Annotated in this window: 19 protein-coding genes; 2 read left to right on the plus strand and 17 right to left on the minus strand. The window is 46.1% G+C overall.

Going from position 1 to position 21688, the window contains the following annotated elements; translation table 11 throughout:
* Positions 1 to 293 precede the first annotated feature (293 nt).
* The gene (thrS, locus tag B9Y93_RS10625) at positions 294 to 2210 is read left to right on the plus strand and encodes a threonine--tRNA ligase (protein ID WP_085494378.1); all 1917 of its coding nucleotides are present in this window, start codon (positions 294 to 296) and stop codon (positions 2208 to 2210) included.
* A 314-nt stretch (positions 2211 to 2524) separates the two neighbouring features.
* Here the strand turns inward: thrS and B9Y93_RS10630 are convergent, their stop codons facing one another.
* The 10 genes from B9Y93_RS10630 to B9Y93_RS10675 all read right to left on the minus strand — a co-directional run bounded on the left by B9Y93_RS10630 (position 2525) and on the right by B9Y93_RS10675 (position 11849).
* The gene (locus tag B9Y93_RS10630) at positions 2525 to 3214 is read right to left on the minus strand and encodes a hypothetical protein (protein ID WP_085494379.1); all 690 of its coding nucleotides are present in this window, start codon (positions 3212 to 3214) and stop codon (positions 2525 to 2527) included.
* A gap of 54 nt (positions 3215 to 3268) precedes the next feature.
* Entirely contained in the window at positions 3269 to 4105 is an 837-nt protein-coding gene (locus tag B9Y93_RS10635) for a hypothetical protein (RefSeq protein WP_085494380.1), read from the minus strand.
* A gap of 1175 nt (positions 4106 to 5280) precedes the next feature.
* On the minus strand, positions 5281 to 5781 hold the full coding sequence (locus B9Y93_RS10640; RefSeq protein ID WP_085494381.1) for a hypothetical protein: 501 nt from the start codon (positions 5779 to 5781) through the stop codon (positions 5281 to 5283).
* Between the two features lie 616 nt (positions 5782 to 6397).
* Positions 6398 to 8026 carry a chaperonin GroEL gene (gene groL, locus B9Y93_RS10645; protein ID WP_085494382.1) on the minus strand — a complete coding sequence of 543 codons (1629 nt, stop codon included), beginning with the start codon at positions 8024 to 8026 and terminating at the stop codon, positions 6398 to 6400.
* A 118-nt stretch (positions 8027 to 8144) separates the two neighbouring features.
* Positions 8145 to 8426, minus strand: a complete 282-nt coding sequence (groES, locus tag B9Y93_RS10650; RefSeq protein WP_085494383.1) for a co-chaperone GroES — start codon at positions 8424 to 8426, stop codon at positions 8145 to 8147.
* Between the two features lie 381 nt (positions 8427 to 8807).
* Complete coding sequence (tatC, locus tag B9Y93_RS10655) at positions 8808 to 9593, minus strand: twin-arginine translocase subunit TatC (RefSeq protein ID WP_085494384.1); 786 nt, start codon at positions 9591 to 9593, stop codon at positions 8808 to 8810.
* A gap of 107 nt (positions 9594 to 9700) precedes the next feature.
* Entirely contained in the window at positions 9701 to 9952 is a 252-nt protein-coding gene (locus tag B9Y93_RS10660; protein ID WP_085494385.1) for a twin-arginine translocase TatA/TatE family subunit, read from the minus strand.
* A 182-nt stretch (positions 9953 to 10134) separates the two neighbouring features.
* Positions 10135 to 10626 (minus strand): MogA/MoaB family molybdenum cofactor biosynthesis protein, encoded by a 492-nt coding sequence (locus tag B9Y93_RS10665; RefSeq protein ID WP_085494386.1) that lies wholly within the window; start codon positions 10624 to 10626, stop codon positions 10135 to 10137.
* A 66-nt stretch (positions 10627 to 10692) separates the two neighbouring features.
* A complete protein-coding gene (gene moaC, locus B9Y93_RS10670; protein ID WP_085494387.1) occupies positions 10693 to 11172 on the minus strand; it encodes a cyclic pyranopterin monophosphate synthase MoaC in 480 nt (159 codons plus the stop codon).
* Positions 11173 to 11189: 17 nt separating this feature from the next.
* A complete protein-coding gene (locus B9Y93_RS10675) occupies positions 11190 to 11849 on the minus strand; it encodes a 5-formyltetrahydrofolate cyclo-ligase (RefSeq protein ID WP_176228895.1) in 660 nt (219 codons plus the stop codon).
* A 186-nt stretch (positions 11850 to 12035) separates the two neighbouring features.
* Between B9Y93_RS10675 and B9Y93_RS10680 the strand changes: the two genes are divergently transcribed.
* Positions 12036 to 14015: an ABC-F family ATP-binding cassette domain-containing protein gene (locus B9Y93_RS10680; RefSeq protein ID WP_085494389.1), complete on the plus strand. Its 1980-nt coding sequence runs from the start codon at positions 12036 to 12038 to the stop codon at positions 14013 to 14015.
* A 785-nt stretch (positions 14016 to 14800) separates the two neighbouring features.
* Here B9Y93_RS10680 and tsaD read toward each other — a convergent pair.
* The 7 genes from tsaD to B9Y93_RS10715 all read right to left on the minus strand — a co-directional run bounded on the left by tsaD (position 14801) and on the right by B9Y93_RS10715 (position 21538).
* Positions 14801 to 15877, minus strand: a complete 1077-nt coding sequence (gene tsaD / locus B9Y93_RS10685; protein WP_085494567.1) for a tRNA (adenosine(37)-N6)-threonylcarbamoyltransferase complex transferase subunit TsaD — start codon at positions 15875 to 15877, stop codon at positions 14801 to 14803.
* A gap of 87 nt (positions 15878 to 15964) precedes the next feature.
* A complete protein-coding gene (rimI, locus tag B9Y93_RS10690) occupies positions 15965 to 16465 on the minus strand; it encodes a ribosomal protein S18-alanine N-acetyltransferase (RefSeq protein ID WP_085494390.1) in 501 nt (166 codons plus the stop codon).
* 14 nt (positions 16466 to 16479) lie between these two features.
* On the minus strand, positions 16480 to 17343 hold the full coding sequence (gene tsaB, locus B9Y93_RS10695; protein WP_244903368.1) for a tRNA (adenosine(37)-N6)-threonylcarbamoyltransferase complex dimerization subunit type 1 TsaB: 864 nt from the start codon (positions 17341 to 17343) through the stop codon (positions 16480 to 16482).
* Positions 17319 to 17804: a tRNA (adenosine(37)-N6)-threonylcarbamoyltransferase complex ATPase subunit type 1 TsaE gene (tsaE, locus tag B9Y93_RS10700; RefSeq protein WP_085494391.1), complete on the minus strand. Its 486-nt coding sequence runs from the start codon at positions 17802 to 17804 to the stop codon at positions 17319 to 17321. The genes tsaB and tsaE overlap by 25 nt, the downstream gene beginning before the upstream one ends.
* A gap of 175 nt (positions 17805 to 17979) precedes the next feature.
* Positions 17980 to 18804 carry a carbohydrate ABC transporter permease gene (locus tag B9Y93_RS10705; protein WP_085494569.1) on the minus strand — a complete coding sequence of 275 codons (825 nt, stop codon included), beginning with the start codon at positions 18802 to 18804 and terminating at the stop codon, positions 17980 to 17982.
* A 94-nt stretch (positions 18805 to 18898) separates the two neighbouring features.
* Complete coding sequence (locus B9Y93_RS10710) at positions 18899 to 19864, minus strand: ABC transporter permease (protein WP_085494392.1); 966 nt, start codon at positions 19862 to 19864, stop codon at positions 18899 to 18901.
* Between the two features lie 123 nt (positions 19865 to 19987).
* Positions 19988 to 21538: a type 2 periplasmic-binding domain-containing protein gene (locus B9Y93_RS10715; protein ID WP_085494570.1), complete on the minus strand. Its 1551-nt coding sequence runs from the start codon at positions 21536 to 21538 to the stop codon at positions 19988 to 19990.
* Positions 21539 to 21688: the final 150 nt, after the last annotated feature.

Consider the following 21688-nt stretch of genomic DNA (forward strand, 5'->3'; position numbering starts at 1 on the left):
ATCAGCTGCAAGCTTCTTCCGTAACGGTTGTGAGATTACCCCTTTGCAGCCGTATCGTTGAATCCATGAGGAAGCGATCTTTATCGATCCATCTCATGGTAGTATATGATACCGTCTTATCCGCGTTATAGGATGCTAATGAGAACTTGGTTTAATCTGCTGTCGTTACAGCACGCAACAGGATCAACCAGGTTGAATTAGGGTGGAACCACGAGCTGAACGCACTCGTCCCTTGATGGAACGAGATGCGTTTTTTTGCGTTCAATATCAATTAGGAAATGGAGGAGTTAGTCATGGAGATGATCAAGATTACATTGCCAGATGGAACAGTAAAGGAGGTGCAGCAAGGAACAACCATCGAGCAAGTCGCCGGCATCATCAGCATAAGCCTGAAGAAAAAAGCGATTGCAGGCAAAATAGACGGCGTGCTGGTCGATCTTCATCAAGCGATCAACCATGACAGCCTAGTTGAGATTGTTACGCTTGATCATAAAGAGGGACTAAGCATGTTACGACACAGCACAGCCCATGTATTGGCCCAAGCCGTTAAACGCCTTTATGGCAATCACGCCGTTAAGCTGGGAATAGGCCCTGTGATCGAGAATGGCTTTTATTATGATATGGAGCTGGATCATTCCTTGTCTACTAACGACCTTGAAGCGATCGAGAAGGAAATGGCGCGCATTGTACAGGAGAATCTCCCTATCGTTCGCAAAGAGCTCTCTCGTGCTGAAGCCATTCAACTGTTTGGACAGAAGGAAGAGCATCTGAAGCTGGAGCTAATCCACGATTTGCCTGAAGATGCGGTCATCTCGATCTATGAGCAAGGAGAATTTGTAGATTTGTGCCGCGGGCCGCATCTTCCATCCACAGGAACTATCAAGGCATTTGCACTGCAAAATGTAGCAGGCGCTTATTGGCGCGGCAGCTCGGACAATCAGATGCTGCAGCGGATCTATGGGACTTCGTTCGCTAACAAAAAGCAGTTGGATGAACATTTGCATCTGCTGGAGGAAGCGAAGAAGCGCGATCACCGCAAGCTGGGAAAAGAGCTGGAGCTGTTCATGTTCTCTGAGGAAGCGCCTGGCATGCCCTTTTATCTTCCTAGGGGAATGACGATTCGGACGGAACTGGAGAACCTGGCCCGCGAGCTGCAAAGACAGCGGGATTACGAGGAAGTGCGTACACCGCTAATGATGAACACTCGCCTCTGGGAGCAATCTGGGCATTGGGATCATTATAAGGACAACATGTACTTTACGAACGTCGATCAAACTAGCTTTGCCCTAAAGCCCATGAACTGTCCAGGCCATATGCTGATCTTCAAGCATGCGCTGCGCTCCTATCGTGAGCTGCCGATTCGCATCTGCGAGTTCGGCCAAGTACACCGCCATGAATTCTCAGGGGCGCTAAATGGCATGATGCGGGTCCGCACCTTCTGCCAAGACGATGCGCATATCTTCGTAATGGCAGAACAGATCGAAGAAGAAATTGGACGCATTCTTGATCTGCTCAGCCATGTATACAGCATCTTTGGGTTTGAATACACAGTTGAATTGTCTACTCGTCCAGAAGATCGCATGGGCAGTGACGAGATGTGGGATCAAGCTGAGCAAGCGCTGCAGCGTGTCCTTGAAGCACGCGGGCTTCCCTATCGAATCAACGAAGGGGACGGTGCATTCTATGGACCGAAGATTGACTTCCATATTCTTGACGCTTTGAAGCGAAGCTGGCAGTGCGGGACAATCCAGCTGGATTACCAGATGCCTGAGAAATTCGATCTATCGTACATGGGTGAGGATGGTCTTAAATACCGCCCGATCGTCATTCACCGTGCGGTATACGGCTCGGTTGATCGGTTCATCGGCATCCTGACAGAGCATTATGCAGGCGCATTTCCACTATGGCTGGCACCGGTGCAAGCGAAGCTGCTGCCTGTATCCGATCACTATGCGGATTATGCGTATAAGGTCAAAGCGGAGCTGGCTGAAGCCGGCATCCGCGTAGAAGTGGATGCACGCAATGAGAAGCTTGGGTATCGGGTTAGAGCAGCGCAGCTCGAAAAGGTCCCTTATATGCTGGTGCTCGGCGAGCATGAGCGAAGCTGCTCGATGGTCTCCCTGCGCAGCCGAGAGGCTGGCGACCTTGGCAGCCTGTCCGTGGAGGAATGCGCTCGACGGTTGAAGGCAGAGATTGAAGCCTTGAAGTAAACCTTCTCCTCGGTTATTAATCATTTACTTGGGAATCATAAGTCTCTCTAAGGTCAACGGACTTGAGAGACTTATGATTGCGTTTAGATGGGTTGAGTCTTTAATTGTTGCCTCCATTTCATCTCTACCTTTTCAGAGGGCGCGATACACAAGAAAAGTCATCTAGAGTTGCTTATCTCTTGCTACAACACATACACTTGAATTTTCAAATGTAAATCCGACATCTTTTTAGAGACACTGGCTTTACTGAACAGGTATTGTATATCCAAGTACTGTATACTACGACGTTCTAAAAGTGAAAGACTTTCATGCTTTTAATTAACTGACACACTAAAATAAGGTTGCATATGGTCATCTGAGTTATTTTTTCTGTCTGCTTGTTGAGAGTTAAATTCGTAAACAACTTTTTGCCCATCAATTTTCGAAGGAGATTCTAAAACAAACACCCCTTCTTTAGGTAAATAATCCTCACCTTTATCAATGTCCCAGATATAACCTTTATTGAATCCAGATAACGGATATGATTGGTAATTATTATTACTATATAAAATATTCGATCTTGAATTAATTATAGGTGTCTTAAATTCCATTACTATTTTTAAACTATCCATTTTAAAATTTGTTTTTATATAAGGGTATCTGTTCCACTTATATACACCTAGTATCATCTCTCCCTCACCAAATTTTTCAAGTCCGTCAATACGATAAAGATCAAATATATAATTAATACTTGAATCACACTTTTGTTCATTAACTGCATTAAGATGATTACTTTTCAGTTCAAAACATATTGATGTTTTCTTAGCTTTTGTGATTCTATACTTGCTTGAAATATTTTGGATCACTTCGCTGTTCCCTTTATCTAAGTTTAAGATTTCATTTATACTGGATTGATTATTAATCAGCAAATCTATTTGCACTGCACGGTTATTCACATCTATACTGTAATTTTCATTAACACATCCTGTTAACAACAACACACACATTAAAATTATTTTCCTCATTATGCACCTCAAAATAGGAACAAGGGCGAACCTTATGGATTCGCCCTTTTATTTTCAATAAGTAAATATCTGGGATATAGAAAGTTGCTCAATGGTTTCTTTTGTATTCCAACCAATACTACCACCATCGATTGAGATACCAATAGAATTTACCTCTTTGGAAGTTGAAGTATGTAAGTAGTGAGCAACAATGTTTGCTTTCCTTCCCAAATTTATAGCTGGTGATGCAACATAAAGCCATCCACCACCACTTTCCGCATACTTGTTTGAAGCAGGCCATGTTCTATCTATCGCTTCAAAGAACTCAAACGCAACACCTGAATTTGGTGAGATTGTTGAAGCTGGGAACACATCAGTATCTCCATTACTGTATGAAACGGAGAATTTGTAACTATCCACTGCCAAGTTACCGCCCCAAGTCAAAGCTAAACCATCCGCACTATTACCTGCATCCAAAGGAGGGTTCTTATCCCAATAAAATGTATATCCGAATAGTTTTGTGTTACCAACTACTGTAGCACCTGTTACATATAACGTGATACCATAACGATTTGCACAATTATCTTCTGATGGTCCACATGCTAATGGCGAAGGAGCATTCACTTCATCAGTAGTCATCGGAACCAGTTCGTTGTTAGAGTTTAACTTAAAGTAATACTTCGTTGCAATTACACTCTCCCAATTTGCCTCATAATACTTATCACCCATATGCTTTTTTAACGCCTCTCCACCATCAGGTAACACAATATCTAAATTTAGATTTTCCCCCGTTATTTCCTTGGTTTCAGAGAAAATATCATTTGAAGTTCTTGATTCAGCCGAGATAGTTGGTACAAATAGTACAGATAGTAACATTAGCATTGAAGTAAGAATTGAAATAGTCTTTTTCATAACGTAACCTCCTTCTTTGATATAGTTACAATATATAACAACTTTCATATGTTTGAAACGAAAAATAGCTTGATATTTTCCACATTGTTATTTCGTTGAATTATTTTTCCTTTTAGTTTACGTTTAATTAGATATACATGAGAAAGCAAACAAAAAAGCTTATATTGAAAAAATAACCTTAAATAGAAACATATGTAACAGATTTTATATATATAGCTGTTATACATGCAAAAGTTGAATCGGCTACACTTATTTGGACAGAAAAATTAAGGGCTAGTAGAATAAGTACAACACGAAAAGGAGCGGATCTACTATACCAAGACAAAGACGTACATTTACAGATAATTTCAAGAGACTGATGGTTCAGCTATACGAGAATGGAAAATCTAGAGTCGATATTGTAAAAGAGTACGAATGAGTGCATCTGCACTGGATCGTTGGATCAAACAAGCAGAACAGCCAGGAACCTTTTCAGAGAGTGAAAGAACAGCAAGATGAAGATAAGGTTACGGAAGCTATCATTGACATCTTTTAGAACAATCGAAAATCATACGTAACAAGAAAGATTAAAGCAACGCTTTATGGGCGTGGACTTGTCGTCTCTAGACGTCGCTTTTGGCGTATCATGAAGGTTCTACGTACACAGTGGCTCAGTACAAGCCTCATAAAGCTGCCTGCAACGAGTCGCCACAGATCATTGAACTGAATCGAAGATCCAGTAAACAGAGGTCAAAAGCGTCGTTGTAATCGACTTGTCCTATATCAAAGTCAAAAACAGATGGCACTACATCTTATAATCGAATATGGAAGCAAAATCATTAATCTTTTGTGGATATTAGGTTTTTTTGTCAACGAACACCACTATAGTTAAGAGAAGAAGAAATGCTAGCCTCTTCATCCGATAAGCCCCCTTCAAAGTTAGGGATGCGCTTTGTTAAGGGATATATCCCAATGACAAAAAAACGTCTATCGGATCCACTATGGAAGGAATGATAAACTATGACAACATGGGCTATAGCTGTAAAACAACTCAAAATTCTAAAGAAGTAAGGTATATTGTAGCTGATCTTGATTGTGTTAAAGTAGAAAGTATTACTGGGAGTGTTCTGTTTATCCATCCCATTAGGTATCGATTTAGGTTTTGAATTCGTGATTAGATTGACACATGATGTTTCTTACCAATTCAAATGATCAGATATCCCGATTAGTTTCCAAATACCATCTTCAAATCGAAATAGAAAAAGTTGTTTGTCCTCGATAGTATTTTCATCACCAAGGATTTGTCCTGTATATTCAATCACCACTGGTTTTACGTCTTTTGGAGGAGTAGGGTATGGCTTAATTGAAAAGTCTAATTTATGGATACTAATAAAGTATTTTTTAAAATCATTCATTTCTGTAGCCCGAGTCATAGGTTCAGTTACAACTGAATCATAGAGACTGTTGTCTTTTTCGTAAACCGCCTTAATATATAGGTTCATTGTTTTTACGATCCCTAGCTCATCACCTTCATAATCACGTTCATCAATATACTGAGGTTGGGTATGATTGGTATCCTCTGTCACAATCTGATCCGGCGTAACCTTTTTGGTTACCTCATCTGCAGACGTAGTATTTCCTATCGAGCAACCAGCTACCAACACTGTAAAACAGAATATACAAATGATTTTAAGCACGCGGTTCCAACTCCATTTAGATAACATTTCCATTTGCCAGTTAGACGTTAAGTAATACAAAAAGTTACTACTTCACCTAGATAAGATCATTGAACTGAATCGAAGATTGCAGCAAACAGAGGTCAAAAGCGTCGATGCAAGCGACTTCATATTTTTCTGAGTCAAAAACAGATGGCACTACATCTGTATGTTAGTCGACCTCTTCAATCGTGAATCATTGGCTCCAGTGCAGGACAGTCCACACAGACCATTCTCCTGCAAGGATATATGGTCTACTTTTTCTTTGCATTTTACTCTATTTTGAGTCACTTTCCCATAAAAGCGATAACAAGCTTCAATAATTTCAACTTAATAACTATACTTTTAGCACAGTCTGTTAATTTCTGATGTTTTTTGCGTAGTATTCTTAAACTTTCGATCATCCAGAAAATCCTTAAATACAAACTTTAACAACATAAAAAACCACTCCCTAATAAAGTTATTAGGAAGTGGTCATTGCTTGGTTTATTATTTATAACTGTGACTGCTTCTTAAATCAAGGTTAGAGCAACTTCAACTTAAAGAGCTAAATGGTCTGACATTCATGTACTGAAAAGCTCGGAAGCCTTGTCAGTCCTTACATCATGCCGCCCATTCCACCCATGCCGCCCATGTCTGGCATAGCTGGCTTATCTTTTTCTGGCTTGTCAGCGATAACCGCTTCTGTCGTCAAGAACATGGCAGCTACAGAAGCTGCGTTTTGAAGCGCAGAACGAGTTACTTTCGCAGGGTCAACGATACCTACTGCGATCATGTCTACCCACTCGCCAGTAGCCGCGTTGTAGCCTACGCCAACTTTTTCACCTTTCAAGCGCTCAACGATAACGGAGCCTTCTTGACCTGCGTTGTCAGCGATCGTGCGTACTGGAGATTCAAGAGCCTTCAATACGATGTTGAGGCCTGTTTTCTCGTCGCCGGAAGATTCTACTGCTGCAACCGCTTGGTACACGTTCATCAACGCTGTACCGCCACCTGCAACAATACCTTCTTCAACAGCAGCGCGAGTTGCATTCAATGCATCCTCAATGCGAAGCTTGCGTTCTTTAAGCTCGGTTTCTGTTGCTGCACCAACTTTGATTACAGCTACGCCGCCAGCCAATTTTGCAAGACGCTCTTGCAGTTTTTCTTTATCGAATTCGGAAGTTGTTTCTTCCAATTGAGTGCGGATTTGCTTGATGCGAGCATCGATATCGTCCTTGTTGCCAGCACCGTCAACGATGATTGTGTTTTCTTTCGTAACACGGATTTGACGAGCTGTACCCAATTGATCGATTGTTGTGGACTTAAGATCAAGTCCGAGCTCTTCTGTGATCACTTGGCCGCCAGTCAATGCAGCGATATCTTGCAGCATTGCTTTGCGACGGTCGCCAAAGCCTGGAGCTTTAACCGCTACGCAAGTGAATGTTCCGCGAAGTTTGTTCACGATCAATGTCGCTTGTGCTTCGCCTTCAACATCCTCAGCAATGATGAGCAATTGCTTGCCTTGTTGAACCACTTTTTCAAGGACAGGAAGAATCTCTTGGATGTTGCTGATCTTCTTGTCAACGATCAAGATGTACGGGCTGTCAAGAACAGCTTCCATCTTGTCAGTGTCTGTGATCATGTATGGAGAGATGTATCCACGGTCGAATTGCATACCTTCAACCACTTCAAGCTCTGTGTTGAAGCCTTTGGATTCTTCTACCGTGATAACGCCGTCTTTGCCGACTTTCTCCATCGCTTCAGCGATCAAGTCGCCTACTTCTTCATCCGCAGCTGAGATGGAAGCAACTTGTGCGATGTTTTGCTTGCCTTCGATTGGCTTCGCGATCTCATGAAGCTTCTCTACAGCAGCACGAACCGCTTTGTCGATACCTTTGCGAACGACCATTGGGTTAGCGCCAGCCGTTACGTTCTTCAAGCCTTCACGAATCATAGCTTGAGCCAGAACAGTAGCCGTTGTTGTACCGTCACCAGCAACATCGTTTGTTTTGGTAGCAACTTCTTTAACGAGTTGAGCACCCATGTTTTCAAATGCGTCTTCAAGCTCGATTTCTTTCGCGATAGTAACACCGTCATTGGTGATGAGTGGAGATCCGAATTTCTTCTCCAATACCACGTTGCGGCCTTTAGGTCCAAGCGTTACTTTTACTGCATCTGCAAGTGCGTCTACACCACGGAGCATAGAACGACGAGCTTCTTCAGAGAACAAAATATCTTTTGCCATTAGAAAAAACCTCCTCAATGATCTTAGGATTCATGTATACGTGCATCGCTTCCGCATACGCTGCGGAACGCGGTATGTTCGGTTGAATGCCAGGCTTCAACACGAGATCTGTCAGCGATTAGCCAACGATTGCGTGAATATCGCTTTCTTTCATAATCAAATACTCTTTGCCTTCGAACTTGATTTCGGTTCCAGCATACTTGGAGAAGATCACACGATCGCCTTCTTTGATTTCCAAAGGAACACGTTGTCCGTCTTTCCATACGCCACTACCAACAGCAATAACTTTTCCTTCTTGCGGCTTTTCCTTAGCTGTCTCAGGCAATACGATACCAAAAGCAGTTGTTTCTTCTTTCGCGATTGCTTCAATCAATACGCGTTCACCTAAAGGTTTGATCATGAAAAACAGCCTCCTTATTTAAAAGAGTAAATATAAGTGGGATTAAACGATATTCGCTTAATCCATCTTCAACAAAAGTGGATTATTAGCACTCGGATCAGGTTAGTGCTAATAACAATTTATATGATACTTAAATCCGATTCAGTTTGCAAGTGCTTTGAAATGAAAAAATAATAAAGATATGTTGTTATGAGAAAACCACTTTCTTGAAGCATGCAAAGATGCGTGATTACGATTAAAGATTGGTCGTATCGCTGATTAGAATGCTGGTTTGTGTCTATGACGTAGCTAATAAATGATGTTATGGTAAAAAAAGCGACCTCGTCACAAACGCCAGCCAGCATTTATACACGAAGTCGCCTTATCTTCTTGCTTATGAAGTTAAGCGCTGGAGGTCTCCTTGCCTTCAGCATCGAACTGCTCCTCCCATTCCTGCTGTTGTCTTAATTGCTTGCGGTATACAATCGAAGACATAAGAACGCTGAACTCATACAGCACCAGCAGGGGGATCGTAACGAGAATATCGGACATCACATCTGGCGGCGACAAAGTCACACCAATGACGACAAGTGCAAAGTAGGCAATCCTTCTCATCTTGCGAAGACGAAGCGGATTCAAGATGCGAATGCCCGTCAAGAACATAATAACAAGCGGCAATTCGAACAGAATCGACATCGGCAGCAAAATGTTGAACATAAACGTCAAATACTGCGTAATGCCATACGTCTCTTCCAGATGCAGGTACTGGTTAATGCTTGTCGTAAACTGATAAGCCATTGGAAGCACAACAAAATAGCCGAATGCTAATCCGACTAAAAACAAAAGAAACACGAACGGAATGTACTTAAGGGTAGCCCGGCGCTCTACAGGTCGAAGGCCAGGGCTGACAAATGCCCATAACTGGTACATCGTAAACGGAAGGGCAATGGCAATGGCTACAATGAGCGAGAACTTCATATAGATGCCTACTCCATCCCAAAGCGAGAAGCTGTGGAAGGTAAAGCCATTGGCAGGGGGCTGCTTAATAATATATTGATAGATGGGGTCCGCGACGATAAATCCACCTACAAGCCCCACAACAAGAACGAGAATAATATAAATGATGCGCTTGCGAAGCTCCGTAAAATGCTCAATAAAAGTCATCTGTTCCTTGTCCCACTCAGACATCCTAACACCAACCTGTCGTTGCAAAAATGACGGCTCGAAGCGAGAGTTCGCTCTACGATTCTTGTGTTCGAATCCTCGCTCCATGTCGTTGCTCGCAGTGTACGCTTTTAATCTGGAAGTCTGCGAGGCGGTTCGTTCTGAAGGGATGTCGTCTTGGAAGCAGCTTCTTCATGAGCGATTTCCTTACGGGAGGAGCCTTTTGAATCCTCATCATCCATGATATCTCTTGCGCCAGCCTTGAATTCACGCAGCGTTCTTCCGAAGGCACGTCCAAGTTCAGGCAGCTTGTTCGGTCCGAACAACAATAATGCAATAAGGAGAATTAAGAGGACTCCTGTCGCACCGATTCCTGAGAACATTACGATCGACTCCTTTCAAATTGAGGAAGGGTTCATAAGTGACAATGTGATTATTATCATATCACACCCCATCCACAAAATACCAAGAAGTCTCATAAAATTTTGAAAAAATACACAATTGAAAACAGGAATGTTTGAAGAGATTTGCTTACTTTCACGAACAAAATAGAGAAGGAGCAATGCTAATCATGATCGTGATAGCGGCCGCTGGCTACATCTAGCGCATGAGGGAGCTGATCAATAACAGCCATAATGTTCTCATGAACGCCCTTCGGGCTTCCTGGCAGATTGATGATCAGCGTGCGATTGCGAATGCCGCACACCCCTCTTGAGAGCATTGCGCGCCTTGTCTTCTGCATGGCTGTATAACGCATCGCCTCTGCAATGCCAGGTACGACACGATCCACAACCTTAAGGGTCGCTTCTGGGGTTACGTCTCTTGGGGCTAGCCCCGTTCCGCCAGTCGTTAAGATTAGATCTGCCTTGAAGTAGTCAGCCATCTCAATCAGCGCTGCCGTAATCTCATTCATTTCATCCGGTACAATGCGATACTCGACAATCTCCCCATTGATCTCTTCTTCTACTAATTCACGCAGCACCTGTGCGCTTGTATCCTCTCGCTCTCCACGCGAGCCCTTGTCACTCGCTGTCAGTATCGCTACCTTCCACCTCACGATGATAATCCTCCTTTCAACTCCACAGGTTCTAATCTCTTATGCTCTATCAGATAAGAAGGCAGCTTATGCTTCGCTGCTTCTGTAATCACCGTTCTTGCCGCCTTCCTTGCTAATCAAATGCGTTGGGCCAATGGACATATCCTTCTGCATGGCCTTGCACATATCGTAGACCGTAAGCGCTGCTGCAGATACGGCTGTTAGGGCCTCCATCTCGACGCCAGTCTTCCCACTCGTCTTTACTTCTGCTGTAATCTTCAAGGTATCATGTCCATTATCTTCAAAATGGATATTTACCCCGCTTAACTGCAAAGGATGGCACATCGGAATCCACTGCGAGGTATTCTTCGCTGCCATAATTCCAGCTACCTGCGCAACAGCGAGAACGTCGCCCTTGTCAACGGACCCTGCCTTGATGCGCATGAGTGTATCCGGATTCATCTTGACCGAAGATGCGGCAACAGCGATACGCTTCGTAATCTCTTTTTCCGAGATATCCACCATCCTCGCTCGTCCTTCTTCATTAAAATGTGTCAGCGGCTCCATCCTCATCCTCCTACATCCTAAAAACCGGCTTTCTTGATCGGTATCACTTGAGACGGCGTTACCAATATATCAATCATTGCGTCATGAGGTTCCACAGGCACCCTCACAACCAATTGTTCATTATAGATAATGCTCAGGAGACGGGGCTTGTCTATAGGTTTAGCGCTCTCCCACAGCGACAAAAATCGATCATAATATCCTGCGCCCATGCCGAGCCTTCCACCTGTACGATCGAAGCCGAGTCCGGGAACAAGCACTATATTCGTATTATTCATGATGTGATGAATAGGAACAGCCTCTGCCTCATCCGCAGGCTCGCGAATACCAAAGACGCCTGACTTAAAAGGGGTGCTCATGTTCCATCCCACCCATTCTAATGTATGAGTGTCTTGGAGCGTGCGCGGAATGTACAGCTGATCTCCCGAAGACAAGCATGCTTCCATTAATGGAATGATGTCCAATTCGGGTCCAAACGGCATATAGGCACACACCGTAAGCGGCCGTCCTTGCTCGTGACGAAGCTCCTCCAGCAGCTGTGCGGCACGTCTGCAAGCCTGCTTAGCATCCTGCTTGCGCTGATCAGCATCGATATGATTCCGCTTCCGCTTAAGTGCAGTGCGAAGCTCATGTTTCGCAAGCTTCACCGATGGTTGATGCGTAAGTTGATCTTCATTCATTCCCACCGCCACCTTGCTTTTGACATTCATCACTTTTTTCATAACTTTTCATGATTTTCAACTTAAGTGTACCACCGTTACCTGTTTCCTGCCACTGTTAGCGTCATTTTATGAACCCCAGCATCGCGTTCACGCTTGTTTTCATGTAAACTAGGGGTAGTTTGACCAAAAATGGAGGAGATATCTTTGCTGCTTCAAGTCAATAATGTATCCAAACATTACGGGATTACCCCTGTATTGACAAATATATCGTTTCATATGAATGAACGTGAGCGTATCGGCCTTGTCGGTGTTAACGGAGCTGGCAAATCCACGCTGCTCAAAATCATTTCCGGCGAGCTGACCGCCGACTCCGGAATGATATACAAATCCAAGGAGACGACCATTGGCTATCTAGCTCAGAATTCCGGTCTGCAATCTGAGCGATCGATATGGGCTGAGCTGATGCTTGTCTTCTCCCATCTTGTTGAAGTAGAGCAGGAGCTGCGCGAACTAGAACAGCAGATCGCTGACCCGAAGGCTGCCGAAGACAGTGCTCGATATGAGGAGATCCTGGCGAGATACGCTTCGCGGTCAGAATGGTTCCGTGAGCAGGGCGGATATGCCATGGAGGCGAAGGTCCGCGGCATTCTAAGCGGAATGGGCTTCGGCGATATGAATCCGGACACTCCGGTCAATACGCTGAGCGGAGGACAGAAGACTCGGTTGGCGCTTGCCCGCATGCTTCTTCAGGAGCCTGATCTACTCCTGCTCGATGAGCCTACGAACCATCTGGACATCGAGACGCTGACCTGGCTTGAGCAGTATTTGCGTGCTTACCCTGGCGGCGTGCTGGTTGTATCCCATGACCGCTATTTCCTTGACGCAATGGTGACATCCATCGTTGAGATTGAACGACATCAGGCGAAGCGCTATACCGGCAATTATACGAAGTATATGGAACTTAAGGCGCTGGAGTATGAGCAGCAGCTGAAGCTCTATGAGAAGCAGCAGGAGGACATTGCGAAGATGGAGGACTTTATTCAGCGCAATATCGTCCGTGCTTCGACAACCAAGCGTGCGCAGAGCAGACGCAAGGCGCTTGATAAGATGGAGCGTATCGACAGGCCGCTTGGTGAGCTCAAGAAAGCGCGCTTTGCCTTTGAGATCGCGAGACTGACGGGCAATGATGTCCTGCATGCCCGTGAGTTGTCTGTCGCTTACGAAGGCGACCCTCCGCTGTTCAAGCATGCGAATCTGGATTTGTACCGCGGCGAGATGGTCGCGCTAATCGGCCCTAACGGCATAGGCAAATCAACCTTGCTCAGAACGCTGATTCAAAAACACCCGCTTGCCGCCGGCTCCTTTGATTGGGGCACGCATGTGTCGATTGGCTACTATGATCAGGAGCAGACCAACTTGAATTCGAATCTGACGGTTCTAGAAGAGCTCTGGTCTACTTATCCGCACATGGATGAGGTCCGTATTCGAACTGTGCTTGGGAACTTCCTCTTCAGCGGAGACGATGTCCAGAAGAAGGTAAGCTCTCTTAGCGGCGGGGAAAAGGCGCGTGTCGCGCTTGCCAAGCTGATGCTTCAGCAGGCCAACGTCTTGATCCTGGACGAGCCTACGAACCATCTGGACCTGTTCAGCAAAGAGGTGCTGGAATCGGCGCTCATCGACTATGAGGGAACGGTCCTCTTTATCAGCCATGACCGTTACTTCTTGAACAAGATGGCTGAACGGGTTGTTGAGCTTAGTCCGACGGGAACAACCGCTTATCTCGGGAATTATGACGACTATGTGATCAAGAAGCAGGAGCTTCTAGAAGATGAGGAGCTTCGCAAACGTCAGATTACCGCTGCTGGAGGCCCCCAGTCCTTCTCCCGGCCAGGAACTGCTGATGAACTGCCTGATGACAAATCCGTCTCAGGTGCAGCTCAGTTTGAGCTGGACAAGCAAGCAAAACGTGAGGAACGTGCTCGACAGCGCCGCCTAGAGCAGCTGGAGGAGCAAATTGCCGTACTGGAGGGAAGCGTCGAAGAGCAGGAAGCGCTGCTCGCAGACCCTGAGGTATATAATGATTATATGAAGCTGCAGGAGATTCAACAGAAGATTGACCAGCAGCGCAAGGAGCTTGAGGGAGCCTATGCAGAGTGGGAAGCTTGCATGGATTCTTCATCATAAGCGCCTTTATGCGTTAGCAAATTCCTGAAGCGATAAGCAAGCCCTTGGCAGAAGTAGTGGAAGTTCAACTGAACCACGCCCTGCCGAGGGCTTTTATTTTCAAATATCGAATGTATGAAGCAATGGATTCTAAGGGTATAACTTGCTGATCGGGTCGCATTAGGGGCGTATCCGACCAAAACCTAGCAGCAGCTTCGCTTATGCCTTCCATCAAGCAACTCTAGAAGAACAACATGAATAATGTCGAAAAGAGTCGGATAACCCCGCGAAGTTATCCACAATTATTTTAACGAATTGAAAATAGAAAATGAATTTTTTTCACGAAAAATCCGCTTCACAGAAGGACTTTTGCACAAAAACCAACATTATCCACTAAATTATGCACACTATCCACAGATCACTTGGTCAAAAATGAAAAGGCTATCCCCTTTTTCAACAAAAACCAAAAGCATGCAGGTAAACCATGTAAGCGTTTAATCCACAGAAAGCTCCGGATATGTGGATAAGTTTTATCAACAAGGAAACAACAATTCCTATGACCTTAGTCCTAGACCCTCTTTCTTGACTCCATCTACATTTGGTATGCTGGGATATAACATGGAACGCGGTGCAGATATGTCTGCTCTTTTTTCCATCAGCAAAAAAAGAACTGGCCTTATTCTCTCTTGAACAGTGAGAAATAAAGGCCAGCTCTGCTTAATGCGATCAAACGATAAATAAAACCAAATTAAACCAAATTAAAATTAACATCCAAGCTTAGGGTAAAGAGCTTCAATCATGCGATGCTATTGCTTGTCTTCAAGCTCTTGTCCCATCCACTTCTCTAAAGAGAACGAGGGGTGCACATTGAAGTCTAGTGAATCAAAGGCTCCCTGCTTCCATTTCAAATGAGCGGCCGCACCAATCATCGCAGCATTGTCTGTGCAGTACTGGAATGGCGGGATCACAAGTTCCACGCCGTCCGCTTCGCTTCTCGCTGTAAGCGCGGCCCGCAGTCCCTTATTCGCTGCTACGCCTCCACATAAGAGCAATTGCTTCGCGCCATATTCCTTCACAGCTCGCATGGACTTCTCCACAAGCACGTCAATGACAGACTCTTGGAAGCCGCGGGCCAGCTCGCCGTGATCTAGCGGCTCGCCTTTCATCTGACTCTGGTTGAGCGCATTCAGCACAGCTGACTTCAAGCCGCTGAAGCTAAAGTCATATGAATCTGGTGCGAGCCACGATCGAGGCAATTCCACCGCCTTCTTCGCCTCCATAGCCAAGCGATCCACATGTGGCCCGCCAGGATAAGGGAGACCGATAGCGCGAGCGACCTTGTCGTATGCTTCTCCGACAGCATCGTCTCTTGTTCTGCCGATCAGACGGAAGCTGCCCTCTGATTCCATATAGACAATCTCGGTATGCCCGCCAGATACAACCAAGGCGATGCAGGGATAGTGAAGCTCGGATATCAGTCGATTCGCATAGATATGGCCAGCAATATGATGCGTGCCGATAATCGGTATTTGAAGCGCCAAGGAGAGCGACTTCGCTGCCATTACTCCGACGATCAATGCGCCTACTAGCCCGGGGCCTTGTGTAACCGCGATCGCATCGAGCTCCTCCAGCTTAATTCCCGCTTCTTCTACTGCCTGTTCAATCATGAGCGTAATGGAATCCACATGCTTTCTAGAAGCAATCTCCGGCACTACGCCGCCGAATCGGCGATGGATGTCGATCTGGCTCGACACCATATTGCTCAGCACCTGCTTGCCGTCACGTACAACAGCGACCGAGGTCTCGTCACAGCTTGTCTCGATCGCTAGGATGAGACTATGCTCTTGCTTCAATGTCGATGGGCTTTCTGATATGTGATTAATCGTTGTCACGTCTCACTCACCTGCAATTTCTATTTCAGTACCAAGATCACGTTCTTGGCTTCATTCTAACCTTCATTCATGATGAGATCAGGAAGAGGATTCGGCAGACCATTGATACAGATCTGACCACATGATGATGGCATCTTCTTGATTATCCGTGTAGTATCCTTTGCGAACACCGGCTGGTTCAAAGCCAAATTTGCGGTATAGACCTTGAGCGATATGGTTGGATTCGCGTACTTCCAGTGTCATCTTGCGCATGCCCATGGCAAGCGCCTGCCTTACTAGCTCGCCTAGAAGCAGCTCTCCGAAGCCATGTCCTCGATCGTCTGGATAAATCGCAATATTGGTCACATGCGCTTCATCCACGATCATCCACATGCCCGCGTAACCCGCAATGCGCCCTTCTATCTCAAGCACAAGATAACAGGCAAACCGATTGTTATTCAGTTCATTCAAAAAAGCATCGCTCGTCCAAGGCACCGTAAAGGAGGTATGCTCCACCTCCATCACCTGCGGAATATCCTGCACACTCATCGGACGAATAAGTGCTTGGTTCGCTACAGCTTCCCGCTTCGCCTGTTCCATCCAGGTGTCCCTCCTTAGGACGGCTCGGAAGCAGCCTGCTCCCTTGCCTTCAGCTTCGTCTCTGCTTCTGTAAGCTGGGCATAATTCGGCTCCAGCTGATGGGCAGGTGTTGTCTTCCCTTGACGGAGCAGCAGCTCACCTGCACGGCCGATCCAGCCTGCATGAATCTCACATGGCATCAGGTGCACACGGTCAGCATGTGCTGCTTGAATCGCTTCAATCGCCTCCTGCTGCGGGGATGTCTCTCCTGCAAAGAGGATATGGACATCAGATTCCGCTTGCAGTTGGTCAGCAGCCTGCATCACGATCTTCTCAAAGAGAATAATCTCATCTTCACGCTGACGAATAAGTCCTTCTTCAAGTGCGGCAAGCTCATCTTGATGTCGAATCAACCGAAGCAGCTTCTCTCGCCCACCTGCAAATGATCCAGTATACACTTGCCCTCGTCTTGCATCCATCATCGGATACACGATCAGCTTCGCATGCTCAGGCAAGTCTTGGATCACCGATTCAGCCTGAGCAGCCCCAGTCAATGCGAGTGCATACAAGCTCGACACTGCAGCCACAGGCTTGTCCAATGTCCAAGCCAAGGTCTTGGCCGCCGTAACGCCAACACGCACCCCTGTGTAGGAGCCTGGCCCAATTCCGACTGCAATGCCGTCAAGATCCTTCGAAGCGATGTTCTCCAGAGCAAGCAGCTCCTGCACGATCGGAATCAGCTTGAGTGCGTGATTGCGCTCTGCAGCCGAATGCGAGGCCTGTATCACTTGGCCTTTCTCTACTATCGCACAGGCAAGCGTCTTGGTTGAGGTATCCATCGCCAGAATCTTGCCTGTCTCCACTGTATGCTCCATTATGCCATTCCACTCCGTTTCCACTCATTCACCCATGCTGCATAAGGCTCTCCATATGCCGTAATTCGGATAACACGCTCCGTCTCGCCTTCATACTGAAGAAACAAATGAAGGTATTGATCAGGCAGCAGCGGTGTGATGATGCTGGACCATTCCACCACCGATACCCCGTCCCCAAAGAAGTATTCATCTAGCCCCAGATCATCGGCCTCGTTCATGCTAATGCGATAGACATCCATATGATAAAAAGGCAGCTTCTCGCCTTCATATTCCTTAATAATCGTAAATGTCGGGCTATTGACCACATCCGTCACCCCAAGCTCCTTGGCAAGAGCCTGAGAGAACCGTGTCTTGCCTGCTCCAAGATCTCCGTCAAGGGCAATAACCGTACCTGGAACGCAGCGCTTGGCAACAAAGGCAGCAATCTGTTCGGTATCCTGCTCACTCATGGAGCGAACCGCATGCTTTGCTGATAGCAAGTTCATTTCCTCCTCCTGAATTGTCTCTGTCCGCACGGCTTCTTCATACCGTCTAGTTAACAACCTATTATATCATACATCTTTCTCCCGTTATAGGAACCCCTATTCATGCGCTGCACAGAACAAACAGCAAAAAACCTGACGATATCGATCATCATCAGGTCGCATTTGCCTGTAGCAGCTATTCTTTGATTGCACCAATCATAACACCCTTTACAAAGTACTTCTGCAAAAATGGATACAGCACTAGAATGGGAACGGTTGCGACCACAATCGTGGCGTACTTGATCGTTTCACCGATCGGCATCGTATCGGCAGCATTCGTTCCGGTCATCATGCTGTCTGTGCTGTTCGTAATCAGAATCTCACGCAGTACTAGCTGCAGCGGATAGAGCTCCCGATCACGCAGGTAGATCAAAGCGTTAAACCATGAATTCCAATGCCCGACCCCGTAGAAGAGAATCATAACCGCGATAACAGGTAGAGACAGCGGCAGAATAATACGGAATAGCACCGTAAAGTCGTTGGCGCCATCAAGCTTCGCAGACTCCTCCAAGCTGATCGGCACACCATGAAAAGCAGTCCGCATAATAATCAAGTTAAAGGCGCTAATGGCGCCTGGGATAATGAGTGCCCAGAGAGAATCAAGCATCCCAAGCTCGGATACCAGCAAATAGTTCGGAATCAAGCCCCCAGAGAAAAACATGGTGAACACGATAAAAAACATAATCGGGTTCTTCCACATCACATTCTGTCTGGACAACCCGTACGCGCCAAGGGCGGTCATGAATACATTAATCAAGGTTCCAACCGTTACAACAAACAACGTATTCATATAACCTTGAAGAATCATGGGATTATCCAATACGCGGACGTACGCATCCAGATTGAAGCCTTCTGGCAGCCAGATCAAGCCGCGCTGCTTTACGATCCAAGATGGATCACTAAAAGATGCGATCAGAACATAATAAAACGGGTATAACGTAACGAGGCACAGCAAGATCATAAACAGAATATTAAAAACTTCGAAGACCCGCTCCCCAATGCTTAGTTTATTCACGATTGGCTCCCTCCTTTAAGTATGCGCTTCCACATTGAAGCTACCATAGCTTCGTCTCACTCATTCTTCGGCTCACCCGATTGGCGAGGATCAGAAGGGAGAAGTTGATTAAGGAATTAAACAAGCCAATCGCCGTACTATAGCTGTAGTTAGACTCCAATAGGCCTTTGCGGTAGACATAGGTTCCAATGACATCTGCCGTCTCGTACGTTGATGAATTGTACATCAGCAAAATTTTATCCGTGCTAACGCTCATAATGCTGCCCATTTGCAAAATAAGCAGAATAATGATGGTGGATGTAATGCCCGGAATCGTAATGTGCAGCACCTGCCTCCACTTGTTGGCGCCGTCCACTTTGGCAGCTTCATACAGCGAAGGATCGATGTTCGAGATCGCGGCAAGATAAATGATCGTTCCCCAGCCTACTCCCTGCCAAATGCCTGAGGTAATATAAATGGTTCGGAACCATTCCGGCTCGCGCAGATAAGCAACGGCCTCAACACCAAACATGCCAAGGATGTTGTTGATCAGTCCGTCACGGGCCAAGAAATCAACGAGCATTCCCACGATGACAACGATCGAGATGAAGTGCGGAATATACGTAATCGTTTGTACTGCCCGCTTGAAAAAATGCTGCCTGATCTCATTCATTAAAAGGGCAAGGATAATAGGAGCTGGAAAAGCAAAGAGCAGTTCATACAGGCTTAAGAGCAGCGTATTGCGTACAATCCGCCAGAAAAAGAAGCTGTTGAAAAATTCCTCAAAGTACTTGAATCCTACCCATGGGCTTCCTGCAAAGCCGAGGGCCGCTGAATAATCTTTGAAGGCAATTTGCACCCCATACATCGGGCCATAATGAAACACGGCGTAATAGAGCACCACTGGCAGCAGCATCAGGTAGACGTAGCGATTCATCTTCGCATCACGCCATATCCGCTGCATGAGGGTCTTGTCCCGTATCTCCTTTATGGGTGCTTGGGACGTTGATTTCTCAAGTGCTGGCATCTGTCGAACCTCCTTAGAGAAAAAGAACCTTTCCTTCTAGTAGTGAAGAAAATGACGTGCCGGAAGCTAAGCCTCCGACACGATTCCAACCATCGTTCATCCATAGTCGTTGCGGCAGATGGATTACCGCTTGTTATAACGGTCCAATCCTGCTTGGCGAATCTTGATTGCCTCTTCGATGCCCATGGATTTGATCGTTTCTACGAACTTGTCGTAGTTCTCCATCGGTTCTGCACCCATAATGAATTTATTGACCATCTCACTCTTATACGTATCAATATCCGTCATAATCGAAGCATAAGTCGAGCTTTCTTCTGAAGTTGGCGTGATTGGAGGCAGAATCTTGCTGTGATCGGCATCAAGCCAGTTCTTCATCGCTTCCTTCTGCTCCGGCAAGGAGACATATTGTTCGATATAGCGTTTGTCCTGAACGAATGGACCTGACCAGCTAACCGGCATATATTTGCTCAAGGCTTGTGCCATTGGGAGTCCATCCGGGTTGTTCGTTACATCCTCAGTATAAGTTGGATAACCATCCTTCATCGTATAGCTCTTGCCTTCAACACCGAAGTTAAAGAGCATATGCCCTTCTTCGCTGTATTTGTAATCCAGCCATTTTACGATCTGCTCAGGATTGGATACAGATGCGCTGATGGCAGCGCCAACCCCTTGGAATGGAGGGTCCTGCTGTCCGAGCGACTTCTGTCCGGCAATCCCTGTTGGATAGACCGTACCGACAAGCTTAAAGTTCGGGTCCTTTTCCTTCATTAAGGACATATAGCGCCCCACACCAGAGCCATTATAGGTAACGAGAGAACCAAGGATGTCACCCGTCATCTTCGCATCCTGCAGCTTGCCGTCTGTGGTTGCATAGTCCTTATCGAGCAGGCCTTCTTTATACCAGCGGCTGAAGGTCGTCAGGAATTCCTTATAGCCAGGTTCTATCGGACCATACTTCACCACATTATTTTCCTGATAGAAGCCGTCCATAACACCATAAGAACCATAGAAGGCAACGTTCATGTCTCGCATCAAGAAAGGAATCTCATCCTTCTGGCCATTGCCGTTCGGATCGCCGTCACGAAATGCAATCAGCACCTTCTCCCATTCTTCGATCGACGTCGGCACCTCAAGTCCCAGCTTATCCAGCCAATCCTTGCGCAGCACCGGTCCCATGAAGGTGAGGAGCTCCTCGTCAGGACGAAGGAATGGGAAGACATAGATATTGCCTTCATCCGTCGTGATCATCTTTTTCAGGTCAGGCCGGTCATTCAATACTTTGGTCAAATTCGGGGCGTACTGTTCAATCCATTCATTCAAACGAAGAATGCGCTTATCCTTAATCGCCTGGTCAGGCCCCTTGGCTACACTGCTCCACGTATACTCGATGACATCAGGGAGTGTTCCCGATGCCAGCATAAGGTTGAATTGATCCTGCACACCATTGCCTGCAGGCGGATGTTGGAAGGTCACCTTTGTCTTTGTAATCTTCTCCAGCTCTTGGTAGGCCCCCATCTCGCTAAAGTCCTTCAATACCGTGTTGGCATTGCCTAACCCAGCCCAATACGTAATCGCTTCTGGATAAGGAACCTCATCGAAAGTCAGCGGCTTTGCACCGTCTTCTTGCTTCGTTCCTTGCTCTGCCGGCTTGCTAGGGCTGCATGCTGCAAACATGCTCATGATCATGACTAAGGAAATGGTTAGTGCACATAATTGACGCCACGAATATCGTTTCAACGAAATGACCCCCCATATGTTTTTGGCCACCGGAATCGTCCTCCGCTTAACCTGCTTTCACTATATCGAGCTGCCATCATTATAGAA

It is taken from the genome of Paenibacillus aquistagni (assembly GCF_900177815.1).
Taxonomy (GTDB): domain Bacteria; phylum Bacillota; class Bacilli; order Paenibacillales; family Paenibacillaceae; genus Paenibacillus_B; species Paenibacillus_B aquistagni.

What these genes read in the sequence shown, in the direction of transcription:
- B9Y93_RS10705 (WP_085494569.1), bottom strand. Translation starts at nt 18,804, where the DNA reads ATGATCTTGCTGTGCCTCGTTACGTTATACCCGTTTTATTATGTTCTG.
- tsaE (WP_085494391.1), bottom strand. Translation starts at nt 17,804, where the DNA reads ATGAACTTGCTATCAGCAAAGCATGCGGTTCGCTCCATGAGTGAGCAG.
- B9Y93_RS10635 (WP_085494380.1), bottom strand. Translation starts at nt 4,105, where the DNA reads ATGAAAAAGACTATTTCAATTCTTACTTCAATGCTAATGTTACTATCT.
- B9Y93_RS10710 (WP_085494392.1), bottom strand. Translation starts at nt 19,864, where the DNA reads ATGCCAGCACTTGAGAAATCAACGTCCCAAGCACCCATAAAGGAGATA.
- B9Y93_RS10660 (WP_085494385.1), bottom strand. Translation starts at nt 9,952, where the DNA reads ATGTTCTCAGGAATCGGTGCGACAGGAGTCCTCTTAATTCTCCTTATT.
- rimI (WP_085494390.1), bottom strand. Translation starts at nt 16,465, where the DNA reads ATGGAACAGGCGAAGCGGGAAGCTGTAGCGAACCAAGCACTTATTCGT.
- B9Y93_RS10630 (WP_085494379.1), bottom strand. Translation starts at nt 3,214, where the DNA reads ATGAGGAAAATAATTTTAATGTGTGTGTTGTTGTTAACAGGATGTGTT.
- groL (WP_085494382.1), bottom strand. Translation starts at nt 8,026, where the DNA reads ATGGCAAAAGATATTTTGTTCTCTGAAGAAGCTCGTCGTTCTATGCTC.
- thrS (WP_085494378.1), top strand. Translation starts at nt 294, where the DNA reads ATGGAGATGATCAAGATTACATTGCCAGATGGAACAGTAAAGGAGGTG.
- groES (WP_085494383.1), bottom strand. Translation starts at nt 8,426, where the DNA reads ATGATCAAACCTTTAGGTGAACGCGTATTGATTGAAGCAATCGCGAAA.
- moaC (WP_085494387.1), bottom strand. Translation starts at nt 11,172, where the DNA reads ATGGAGCCGCTGACACATTTTAATGAAGAAGGACGAGCGAGGATGGTG.
- tatC (WP_085494384.1), bottom strand. Translation starts at nt 9,593, where the DNA reads ATGTCTGAGTGGGACAAGGAACAGATGACTTTTATTGAGCATTTTACG.
- B9Y93_RS10715 (WP_085494570.1), bottom strand. Translation starts at nt 21,538, where the DNA reads ATGTTTGCAGCATGCAGCCCTAGCAAGCCGGCAGAGCAAGGAACGAAG.
- B9Y93_RS10675 (WP_176228895.1), bottom strand. Translation starts at nt 11,849, where the DNA reads ATGAATGAAGATCAACTTACGCATCAACCATCGGTGAAGCTTGCGAAA.